This window comes from Ensifer sp., from assembly GCF_035999135.1.
Classification (GTDB): domain Bacteria; phylum Pseudomonadota; class Alphaproteobacteria; order Rhizobiales; family Rhizobiaceae; genus Ensifer.
This window is the reverse complement of the sequence record NZ_DASYGZ010000041.1, coordinates 1-8716: the sequence shown is the minus strand read 5'-3', so window position 1 is coordinate 8716 and position 8716 is coordinate 1. Positions and strand designations below refer to the sequence as shown.

Below are 8716 nucleotides of genomic sequence, written 5' to 3'. Positions count from 1 at the left end.
CGAAGAAGTCGAAATCGTCGGCATCCGCGACACGTCGAAGACGACGGTTACGGGCGTTGAAATGTTCCGCAAGCTGCTCGACCAGGGCCAGGCCGGCGACAACATCGGCGCGCTGATCCGTGGTGTGAACCGTGACGGCGTTGAGCGTGGCCAGATCCTGTGCAAGCCGGGTTCGGTCAAGCCGCACAAGAAGTTCATGGCTGAAGCCTACATCCTGACGAAGGAAGAAGGCGGCCGTCACACGCCGTTCTTCACCAACTACCGTCCGCAGTTCTACTTCCGCACGACGGACGTGACGGGCATCGTGACGCTGCCGGAAGGCACGGAAATGGTCATGCCTGGCGACAACGTCACCGTTGCCGTCGAGCTGATCGTTCCGATCGCGATGGAAGAAAAGCTGCGCTTCGCGATCCGCGAAGGCGGCCGTACCGTCGGCGCAGGCATCGTTGCCTCGATCGTCGAGTAATCGACGAGACTGAGGGCGGGGGCATGGGAGGCGCATGTGCTATGCGCCTCGAACATACCCGCCCCGAAAGATTTAGTTGGTCGCACGGCTTGCCGAAGACGACGAAATAGTGCAAATGGCGCCCACGCGTGATTTGCACGGTGCTTCGACGTTGTGCGCTCACAGAAAGACAGGCCGGCCACGGCCGCTCAAATAGGAAGGGGCAGGGGAAACCCTGTCCCTCCGATCTTTGAAAAGTTAGCGGACTGGCCGAAATTAAACGAAGTTCACTGCGTGTTTTTCCACGGAAACCGCATGTAACCCGAACAAGGATAAGTCGTATGAACGGCCAGAACATCCGCATCCGCCTCAAGGCGTTTGATCACCGGATCCTCGACGCCTCGACGCGTGAAATCGTGTCGACTGCAAAGCGTACCGGTGCAAGCGTGCGCGGTCCCGTACCGCTGCCGACGCGCATTGAAAAGTTTACGGTCAACCGCTCGCCGCACGTCGACAAGAAGAGCCGTGAACAGTTCGAAATGCGCACCCACAAGCGCCTTCTCGATATCGTAGACCCGACCCCGCAGACCGTTGACGCGCTGATGAAGCTCGACCTGGCTGCCGGCGTCGACGTGGAAATCAAGCTTTAATAACAAGGAAGGTACGTGGACCCCGGTCCAACGGCTTCCGAAAACGGGCGACCTCAAGATCGGATGATCTCGGGGAGACCTTAAACCAGAGATGTGAGGGGGTTCGCTCCATCACTAACTCTCAAGAGGAATGAACCAATGCGTTCAGGTGTGATTGCACAGAAAGTGGGAATGACCCGCGTCTATAACGACGCCGGTGAGCATATCCCGGTTACAGTATTGAAGCTGGAGAACTGCCAGGTGGTGTCCCAGCGCACGGAAGAGAAGAACGGCTACGTCGCTGTTCAGCTCGGTGCTGGTCGCGCGAAGGTCAAGAACACGCCGAAGGCGATGCGCGGTCACTTTGCTGCCGCCAACGTCGAGCCGAAGGCCAAGCTCGTAGAATTCCGCGTTTCCGCGGACAACCTGATCGACATCGGTCTCGAACTGACGGCGAACCATTTCGTTGCCGGTCAGCTCGTCGACGTCACCGGTACCACGATCGGTAAGGGCTTTGCCGGCGCCATCAAGCGCCACAACTTCGGCGGTCTGCGCGCAACGCACGGCGTTTCCGTATCGCACCGCTCGCATGGTTCTACCGGTTCCAACCAGGATCCGGGCCGTGTCTGGAAGGGCAAGCGCATGGCTGGTCACATGGGTCAGACCCGCGTCACCACCCAGAACCTGGAAGTCGTGTCGACCGATGAAGACCGCGGTCTGATCCTGGTCAAGGGCGCTGTCCCCGGCTCCAAGGGTGCCTGGATCGTCGTTCGTGACGCCATCAAGTCGGGCACTCCGGAAGGCGCTCCGCGTCCGGCCGCTGTGCGCGCCGAAGCATCGAAGTAAGGGAGCCGAATAATGGATCTCAACGTCAAAACCCTCGAGGGCAAGGACGCGGGCAAGGTTTCCCTTTCCGACGCCATTTTCGGCCTCGAGCCCCGTGAAGACATCATTGCCCGCGTTGTTCGCTGGCAGCTCGCCAAGAAGCAGCAGGGCACGCACAAGGCCAAGGGCCGTGCGGAAGTCTCCCGCACCGGCGCCAAGATGTACAAGCAGAAGGGTACGGGCCGCGCCCGCCACCACTCCGCTCGTGCTCCGCAGTTCCGCGGCGGTGGTAAGGCTCACGGCCCGGTTGTCCGCAGCCACGCCCATGACCTGCCGAAGAAGGTTCGCGCCCTCGGCCTGCGTCACGCGCTCTCGGCCAAGCTGAAGGCTGAAGAGATCATCGTCATCGACGATCTCGTTGCCTCGGAAGCCAAGACGAAGGCTCTCGCCGGCGTATTCGCTTCGCTCGGCCTCACCAACGCTCTCATCATCGGCGGCGCCGAGATCGAGAACAACTTCAAGCTCGCAGCCCAGAACATCCCGAATGTGGACGTTCTGCCGGTTCAGGGCATCAACGTTTACGACATTCTGCGCCGTGGCAAGCTCGTGCTTTCCAAGGCTGCCGTGGAAGCTCTGGAGGAGCGGTTCAAATGACGGATCTTCGCCACTACGACGTGATCGTGTCTCCCTCGATCACTGAAAAGTCGACGCTGGTTTCCGAACAGAACCAGGTCGTCTTCAACGTCGCCAAGGACGCTTCGAAGCCTGAAATCAAGGCTGCCGTCGAAGCTCTGTTCGGCGTCAAGGTCACGGCCGTGAACACGCTGGTCCGCAAGGGCAAGACGAAGCGTTTCCGCGGCTTTGCCGGGAAGCAGAAGGACGTGAAGAAGGCGATCATCACGCTCGCCGACGGTCAGTCCATCGACGTCTCCACCGGTCTCTAACGGATAGGCCCATTAGGGTAAAAACCCAAAAGGGAACAAGAAAATGGCATTGAAAAGTTTCAATCCGACGACCCCGAGCCAGCGCCAGTTGGTCATCGTCGACCGGTCCGGCCTTTACAAGGGCAAGCCGGTGAAGGCGCTGACCGAGGGCCTGTCCTCCAAGGGCGGTCGCAACAACCTCGGCCGTATCACCGTTCGCTTCCAGGGCGGTGGTCACAAGCGCACCTATCGTCTGGTCGACTTCAAGCGTCGCAAGTTCGACGTTGAAGGCACGGTCGAGCGTCTGGAATACGACCCGAACCGCACCGCGTTCATCGCGCTCGTCAGCTACGCCGACGGCGAACAGGCCTACATCCTCGCTCCGCAGCGCCTTGCTGCCGGCGACAAGGTCATCGCTTCGGAAAAGGCTGTCGACGTCAAGCCCGGCAACACCATGCCGCTGCAGTACATCCCGGTCGGCTCCATCATCCACAACGTGGAAATGAAGCCGGGCAAGGGCGGCCAGATCGCTCGCTCCGCCGGTGCCTACGCGCAGCTCGTTGGTCGCGACCAGGGCATGGCGATCCTTCGCCTGAACTCTGGCGAACAGCGCCTGGTGCACGGTTCGTGCCTCGCATCGATCGGCGCCGTGTCGAACCCCGACCACGGCAACATCAATGACGGTAAGGCTGGTCGTTCGCGTTGGCGCGGCAAGAAGCCGCACGTTCGCGGCGTCGTCATGAACCCGGTTGACCACCCGCACGGTGGTGGTGAAGGCCGTACCTCGGGTGGTCGTCACCCTGTTACCCCGTGGGGCAAGCCCACGAAGGGTAAGCGTACGCGCTCGAACAAGTCGACCGACAAGTTCATCATGCGCTCGCGCCACCAGAAGAAGAAGTAAGAGAGGAAGTCTCGAATGACTCGTTCAGTATGGAAAGGTCCGTTCGTTGACGGTTATCTTCTCAAGAAGGCTGAGAAGGTCCGCGAAGGCGGTCGTAACGAAGTGATCAAGATCTGGAGCCGCCGCTCCACGATCCTTCCGCAGTTTGTCGGTCTCACCTTCGGCGTCTACAACGGCAGCAAGCACGTTCCGGTCAGCGTCAACGAAGACATGGTCGGCCACAAGTTTGGTGAATTCTCTCCGACCCGGACCTACTACGGCCACGGCGCGGACAAGAAGGCAAAGAGGAAGTAACAATGGGCAAGGCAAAAGCCGAACGCCGGCTGAAGGATAATGAGGCGCAGGCAGTTGCGCGCACGATCCGCGTCAGCCCCCAGAAGCTCAACCTGGTTGCTGCGATGATCCGCGGCAAGAAGGTCGAACGCGCTCTGGCCGACCTGGAATTCTCGCGCAAGCGCATCGCAGAAACGGTCAAGAAGACCCTTGAATCTGCGATTGCAAACGCCGAGAACAACCACGATCTCGACGTCGATTCGCTCGTCGTTGCAGAAGCTTACGTCGGTAAGTCGATCGTCATGAAGCGCTTCCACGCCCGTGGTCGCGGTCGTGCATCGCGCGTCGAGAAGCCGTTCTCGCACTTGACGATCGTCGTTCGCGAAGTGGAATCCAAAGGGGAGGCCGCATAATGGGTCAGAAGATTAATCCGATCGGCTTCCGTCTCGGTATCAACCGGACCTGGGATAGCCGCTGGTTTGCGGACAACGCCGAATACGGCCAGCTTCTTCATGAAGATCTGAAGATCCGTGCCTACCTGATGGAAGAGCTGAAGGCTGCTGGCATTGCCAAGGTGGTCATCGAGCGCCCGCACAAGAAGTGCCGCGTCACGATCCACTCTGCACGTCCGGGCCTCATCATCGGCAAGAAGGGCGCTGACATCGAAAAGCTCCGCAAGAAGCTTTCCGAGATGACCAGCTCCGAAACGCACCTCAACATCGTTGAAGTGCGCAAGCCGGAAGTCGACGCAACCCTCGTTGCCCAGTCGATCGCCCAGCAGCTCGAGCGCCGCGTGGCTTTCCGCCGTGCGATGAAGCGCGCTGTTCAGTCGGCCATGCGTCTTGGCGCCGAAGGCATCAAGATCACCTGCGCCGGCCGCCTCGGTGGCGCCGAAATCGCACGTACCGAATGGTACCGCGAAGGTCGCGTTCCGCTGCACACGCTGCGTGCGGACATCGACTACGGCACGGCTGAAGCCGAAACCGCTTTCGGTATCTGCGGCATCAAGGTCTGGATCTTCAAGGGCGAAATCCTTGAGCACGATCCGATGGCTTCCGAGCGTCGCGCGATCGAAAGTGACAACCAGGGCCCGGCTGGCCGTGATCGCGACCGTGGCGATCGTGACCGCCGTCGTGAAAACGCGTAACATTCGCGTTTGGCAGCCAATATCGGAGAAGTAAAAAAATGTTGCAGCCAAAGCGTACGAAGTACCGCAAGCAGTTCAAGGGCCGCATCAAGGGCGTAGCCAAGGGCGGTTCTGATCTTGCCTTCGGCGAATTCGGCCTGAAGGCTCAGGAACCGAACCGCGTCAATGCGCGCGAGATCGAAGCGGCCCGCCGCGCGATCACGCGTCACATGAAGCGCGCCGGCCGTGTGTGGATCCGCGTGTTCCCCGACGTTCCCGTTACCGCCAAGCCGACGGAAGTCCGCATGGGTAAGGGTAAGGGTTCGGTCGAATACTGGGCATGCAAGGTCAAGCCCGGCCGTATGATGTTTGAGATCGATGGTGTCAGCGAAGAACTTGCCCGTGAGGCACTTCGTCTTGGCGCTGCCAAGCTCTCTGTCAAGACGCGCTTCGTGCAGCGTATCGCAGAGTAAGGAGTGAACTCATGAAAGCCGTAGATGTTCGCGCTCTGAGCGCCGATCAACTCAACGAAGAGCTTGCCAAGCTGAAGAAGGAGCAGTTCAACCTGCGCTTCCAGAAGGCGACCGGCCAGCTCGAAAAGTCTTCGCGTATCAACGAAGTCCGCAAGGACATCGCACGCGTCAAAACCATTGCCCGCCAGAAGGCGGCAGAAGCCAAGGCCTAAGGACCAGAAAATATGCCGAAACGCATTCTGCAGGGCACTGTTGTCAGCGACAAGAACGACAAGACCGTCGTCGTACGGGTCGAGCGCCGCTTTGCGCACCCGATCCTCCAGAAGACCGTTCGTCGTTCGAAGAAGTATAAGGCGCACGACGAAAACAACCAGTACAAGGTTGGTGACGTTGTTTCCATTGAGGAATGCGCGCCGATTTCGAAGGATAAGCGCTGGACGGTAGTCGCCGCCCACGCTTGATTTCTGCAGGTTTTGCCCTGAAGACCCTTGCGTCTTGGGCAAATACCTGTATGAAGCACGCAATTAAAGCAGAAGGGCGCTCGATTCCGGGCGTTCTTTTGCTTTGAGATGAGCACTATAAGCCAGGCGAGGGGGTTTCGACCCAACCGGCCTGGTAACAACAAGAAGGCGACCTGACATGATTCAGATGCAAACAAACCTCGACGTGGCGGATAATTCCGGCGCACGTCGTGTCATGTGCATCAAGGTGCTGGGCGGCTCCAAGCGCAAGTATGCGTCGGTCGGCGACATCATTGTCGTTTCGATCAAGGAAGCCATTCCGCGCGGCCGCGTAAAGAAGGGTGATGTCATGAAGGCTGTTGTCGTTCGCACTGCGAAGGACATCCGCCGTCCGGATGGCTCTGTCATCCGCTTTGACACCAACGCAGCCGTTCTTATCGATAACAAGAAAGAGCCGATCGGCACCCGTATCTTCGGACCGGTTCCGCGCGAACTTCGCGCCAAGAACCACATGAAGATCATCTCGCTGGCTCCAGAAGTACTCTAAGGGAGCGTTGAGAGATGCAAAAGATTCGCAAAGGCGACAAAGTCGTCGTTCTCACCGGTAAGGACAAGGGCCGTACCGGCGAAGTCGTCCAGGTTATGCCGAAGGAAGACCGGGCTGTTGTGCGTGGCGTCAACATGGTGAAGCGTCACCAGCGCCAGACCCAGAGCCAGGAAGCCGGCATCATCAACAAGGAAGCCTCGATCCATCTTTCGAACATCGCGATTGCCGATCCGAAGGACGGCAAGCCGACCCGCGTCGGCTTCAAGATCGACGGTGACAAGAAGGTCCGCGTGGCCAAGCGTTCGGGAGTAGTGATCGATGGCTAAGTCCGCTTATGAGCCCCGGCTCAAGAAGGAATATGTCGAGCGTATTCGTGCGGCAATGCAGGAGAAGTTCTCCTACGCCAACGAGATGCAGATCCCGCGCCTCGACAAGATCGTCATCAACATGGGTGTTGGCGAATCGACGGGCGACTCCAAGAAGCCGACCGTTGCCGCTGCCGACCTCGCTGCGATTGCTGGCCAGAAGCCGGTAATCACCCGCGCTCGCAACTCCATCGCTGGCTTCAAGCTTCGCGAAGGCATGCCGATTGGTGCCAAGGTTACCCTGCGCGGCGTTCGGATGTTTGAGTTCCTCGATCGTCTCGTGAACATCGCTCTTCCGCGTGTTCGCGACTTCCGTGGCCTCAACCCGAAGTCCTTTGACGGACGTGGCAACTTCGCCATGGGCGTCAAGGAACACATTGTGTTCCCTGAGATCAACTACGACAAGGTTGATCAGATGTGGGGCATGGACATCATCGTTTGCACGACGGCTACTAACGACGACGAAGCTCGCGCTCTGCTCACAGAGTTCAACTTCCCGTTCCGTCAGTAATCCGTAACGACAAGCGTAAAGAAGGATAACTGTAATGGCGAAAACGAGCGCAGTTGAAAAGAACAAGCGCCGCCGCAAACTGGTTGCCTCGCAGGCTGCAAAGCGTGCCGCTCTGAAGGCGACCATCATGAACCAGTCTCTGCCGATTGAAGAGCGGTTCAAGGCAACCATCAAGCTGGCAGGCCTGCCGCGCGATGGATCCAAGACCCGCATCCGCAACCGTTGCGAAGTTACCGGCCGTCCGCGCGCCTTCTATCGTAAACTTCGTATGTCGCGTATTGCGCTTCGCGAACTGGGCAACCTCGGCAAGGTGCCGGGTATTGTCAAGTCGAGCTGGTAAGGAGACGGGCACATGGCAATGACTGATCCGCTGGGCGATATGCTCACCCGTATCCGTAACGGCGCGGCTCGCCGCAAGTCGAGCGTTTCGACGCCGGCTTCGAAGCTCCGTGCACGTGTTCTGGATGTTCTTCAGGCTGAAGGCTACATCCGTGGGTACTCTGAAGTCGTATTCGGCAACGGCAAGGCCGAGCTGAACATCGAGCTGAAGTACTACGAAGGCGCTTCCGTGATCCGTGAGATCGGACGCGTCTCCAAGCCGGGCCGCCGAGTTTATGTCTCGGTTAAGTCCATTCCGCAGGTCGCGAACGGCCTCGGCATCACCATCCTTTCGACCCCGAAGGGCGTGATGGCCGATCACCAGGCACGCGAACAGAATGTTGGTGGCGAGATCCTTTGCTCCGTCTTCTAATTGAAGACGGTAGCAAGTTCTCCATAGCGAACAGACAGGTATAAAAATGTCTCGTATCGGTAAGAAGCCCGTTCAGGTTCCGGCAGGCGTCACGGCAAGCGTTGATGGCCAGAAGGTAACGGCGAAGGGCCCGAAGGGCGAACTGTTCTTCGTTGCAAACGACGAAGTATCGGTAAAGCTCGAAGAAAATGCGGTTGTTGTACAGCCGCTCAGCCAGAGCAAGGATGCTCGTTCGAAGTGGGGCATGTCCCGCACGATGATCGAGAACATCTTCAAGGGCGTCAAGGACGGTTACGAGCGCAAGCTCGAAATCAACGGCGTTGGTTATCGTGCGTCGCTTCAGGGCAAGAACCTGCAGCTGGCGCTCGGCTTCAGCCACGACGTCGTCTACCAGACGCCGGAAGGCATCACGATTGCTGTTCCGAAGCCGACCGAAATCATCGTGTCCGGCATCAACAAGCAGCAGGTCGGCCAGGTTGCCGCGGA

General features: G+C 59.0%; 18 protein-coding genes. All 18 read left to right on the top strand.

Annotated elements, in window-relative coordinates:
* Window positions 1-466, top strand: a 466-nt coding sequence (locus VGO12_RS03980; protein ID WP_327511421.1) for an EF-Tu/IF-2/RF-3 family GTPase, incomplete at its 5' end; no start/stop codon positions are given.
* Window positions 467-786: 320 nt separating this feature from the next.
* Window positions 787-1095: a 30S ribosomal protein S10 gene (gene rpsJ, locus VGO12_RS03975; protein WP_003507767.1), complete on the top strand. Its 309-nt coding sequence runs from the start codon at window positions 787-789 to the stop codon at window positions 1093-1095.
* A gap of 138 nt (window positions 1096-1233) precedes the next feature.
* Window positions 1234-1920, top strand: coding sequence for a 50S ribosomal protein L3 (gene rplC / locus VGO12_RS03970; RefSeq protein WP_327511420.1), 687 nt, complete (start codon window positions 1234-1236; stop codon window positions 1918-1920).
* A 12-nt stretch (window positions 1921-1932) separates the two neighbouring features.
* A complete protein-coding gene (gene rplD, locus VGO12_RS03965; RefSeq protein WP_327511419.1) occupies window positions 1933-2553 on the top strand; it encodes a 50S ribosomal protein L4 in 621 nt (206 codons plus the stop codon).
* Window positions 2550-2843 carry a 50S ribosomal protein L23 gene (locus tag VGO12_RS03960; RefSeq protein ID WP_057255571.1) on the top strand — a complete coding sequence of 98 codons (294 nt, stop codon included), beginning with the start codon at window positions 2550-2552 and terminating at the stop codon, window positions 2841-2843. The genes rplD and VGO12_RS03960 overlap by 4 nt, the downstream gene beginning before the upstream one ends.
* A 43-nt stretch (window positions 2844-2886) precedes the next feature.
* Window positions 2887-3723 (top strand): 50S ribosomal protein L2, encoded by an 837-nt coding sequence (rplB, locus tag VGO12_RS03955; protein ID WP_327511418.1) that lies wholly within the window; start codon window positions 2887-2889, stop codon window positions 3721-3723.
* Window positions 3724-3738: 15 nt separating this feature from the next.
* A complete protein-coding gene (rpsS, locus tag VGO12_RS03950; protein WP_018239488.1) occupies window positions 3739-4017 on the top strand; it encodes a 30S ribosomal protein S19 in 279 nt (92 codons plus the stop codon).
* A gap of 2 nt (window positions 4018-4019) precedes the next feature.
* Window positions 4020-4409 (top strand): 50S ribosomal protein L22, encoded by a 390-nt coding sequence (rplV, locus tag VGO12_RS03945; protein WP_327511417.1) that lies wholly within the window; start codon window positions 4020-4022, stop codon window positions 4407-4409.
* Window positions 4409-5143: a 30S ribosomal protein S3 gene (rpsC, locus tag VGO12_RS03940; RefSeq protein ID WP_034795537.1), complete on the top strand. Its 735-nt coding sequence runs from the start codon at window positions 4409-4411 to the stop codon at window positions 5141-5143. Before rplV ends, rpsC begins: the two co-directional genes overlap by 1 nt.
* Window positions 5144-5181: 38 nt before the next feature.
* Complete coding sequence (rplP, locus tag VGO12_RS03935; RefSeq protein WP_011975175.1) at window positions 5182-5595, top strand: 50S ribosomal protein L16; 414 nt, start codon at window positions 5182-5184, stop codon at window positions 5593-5595.
* An 11-nt stretch (window positions 5596-5606) separates the two neighbouring features.
* A complete protein-coding gene (gene rpmC, locus VGO12_RS03930; RefSeq protein WP_034795543.1) occupies window positions 5607-5807 on the top strand; it encodes a 50S ribosomal protein L29 in 201 nt (66 codons plus the stop codon).
* Window positions 5808-5819: 12 nt separating this feature from the next.
* Window positions 5820-6056, top strand: a complete 237-nt coding sequence (gene rpsQ, locus VGO12_RS03925) for a 30S ribosomal protein S17 (protein ID WP_034795546.1) — start codon at window positions 5820-5822, stop codon at window positions 6054-6056.
* A gap of 178 nt (window positions 6057-6234) precedes the next feature.
* The gene (gene rplN / locus VGO12_RS03920) at window positions 6235-6603 is read left to right on the top strand and encodes a 50S ribosomal protein L14 (RefSeq protein WP_034795548.1); all 369 of its coding nucleotides are present in this window, start codon (window positions 6235-6237) and stop codon (window positions 6601-6603) included.
* A 14-nt stretch (window positions 6604-6617) separates the two neighbouring features.
* Complete coding sequence (rplX, locus tag VGO12_RS03915) at window positions 6618-6929, top strand: 50S ribosomal protein L24 (protein ID WP_025426674.1); 312 nt, start codon at window positions 6618-6620, stop codon at window positions 6927-6929.
* The gene (rplE, locus tag VGO12_RS03910; protein WP_034795552.1) at window positions 6922-7479 is read left to right on the top strand and encodes a 50S ribosomal protein L5; all 558 of its coding nucleotides are present in this window, start codon (window positions 6922-6924) and stop codon (window positions 7477-7479) included. The genes rplX and rplE overlap by 8 nt, the downstream gene beginning before the upstream one ends.
* A gap of 34 nt (window positions 7480-7513) precedes the next feature.
* Window positions 7514-7819 carry a 30S ribosomal protein S14 gene (gene rpsN, locus VGO12_RS03905; RefSeq protein ID WP_034795562.1) on the top strand — a complete coding sequence of 102 codons (306 nt, stop codon included), beginning with the start codon at window positions 7514-7516 and terminating at the stop codon, window positions 7817-7819.
* Window positions 7820-7831: 12 nt separating this feature from the next.
* Window positions 7832-8230 carry a 30S ribosomal protein S8 gene (gene rpsH / locus VGO12_RS03900; protein WP_025426677.1) on the top strand — a complete coding sequence of 133 codons (399 nt, stop codon included), beginning with the start codon at window positions 7832-7834 and terminating at the stop codon, window positions 8228-8230.
* A gap of 46 nt (window positions 8231-8276) precedes the next feature.
* Window positions 8277-8716 (top strand): 50S ribosomal protein L6 (rplF, locus tag VGO12_RS03895; protein WP_327511416.1); only part of this gene is annotated, 440 nt, incomplete at its 3' end.

What these genes read in the sequence shown, in the direction of transcription:
- rpsJ (WP_003507767.1), top strand. Translation starts at nt 787, where the DNA reads ATGAACGGCCAGAACATCCGCATCCGCCTCAAGGCGTTTGATCACCGG.
- rplC (WP_327511420.1), top strand. Translation starts at nt 1,234, where the DNA reads ATGCGTTCAGGTGTGATTGCACAGAAAGTGGGAATGACCCGCGTCTAT.
- rplD (WP_327511419.1), top strand. Translation starts at nt 1,933, where the DNA reads ATGGATCTCAACGTCAAAACCCTCGAGGGCAAGGACGCGGGCAAGGTT.
- VGO12_RS03960 (WP_057255571.1), top strand. Translation starts at nt 2,550, where the DNA reads ATGACGGATCTTCGCCACTACGACGTGATCGTGTCTCCCTCGATCACT.
- rplB (WP_327511418.1), top strand. Translation starts at nt 2,887, where the DNA reads ATGGCATTGAAAAGTTTCAATCCGACGACCCCGAGCCAGCGCCAGTTG.
- rpsS (WP_018239488.1), top strand. Translation starts at nt 3,739, where the DNA reads ATGACTCGTTCAGTATGGAAAGGTCCGTTCGTTGACGGTTATCTTCTC.
- rplV (WP_327511417.1), top strand. Translation starts at nt 4,020, where the DNA reads ATGGGCAAGGCAAAAGCCGAACGCCGGCTGAAGGATAATGAGGCGCAG.
- rpsC (WP_034795537.1), top strand. Translation starts at nt 4,409, where the DNA reads ATGGGTCAGAAGATTAATCCGATCGGCTTCCGTCTCGGTATCAACCGG.
- rplP (WP_011975175.1), top strand. Translation starts at nt 5,182, where the DNA reads ATGTTGCAGCCAAAGCGTACGAAGTACCGCAAGCAGTTCAAGGGCCGC.
- rpmC (WP_034795543.1), top strand. Translation starts at nt 5,607, where the DNA reads ATGAAAGCCGTAGATGTTCGCGCTCTGAGCGCCGATCAACTCAACGAA.
- rpsQ (WP_034795546.1), top strand. Translation starts at nt 5,820, where the DNA reads ATGCCGAAACGCATTCTGCAGGGCACTGTTGTCAGCGACAAGAACGAC.
- rplN (WP_034795548.1), top strand. Translation starts at nt 6,235, where the DNA reads ATGATTCAGATGCAAACAAACCTCGACGTGGCGGATAATTCCGGCGCA.
- rplX (WP_025426674.1), top strand. Translation starts at nt 6,618, where the DNA reads ATGCAAAAGATTCGCAAAGGCGACAAAGTCGTCGTTCTCACCGGTAAG.
- rplE (WP_034795552.1), top strand. Translation starts at nt 6,922, where the DNA reads ATGGCTAAGTCCGCTTATGAGCCCCGGCTCAAGAAGGAATATGTCGAG.
- rpsN (WP_034795562.1), top strand. Translation starts at nt 7,514, where the DNA reads ATGGCGAAAACGAGCGCAGTTGAAAAGAACAAGCGCCGCCGCAAACTG.
- rpsH (WP_025426677.1), top strand. Translation starts at nt 7,832, where the DNA reads ATGGCAATGACTGATCCGCTGGGCGATATGCTCACCCGTATCCGTAAC.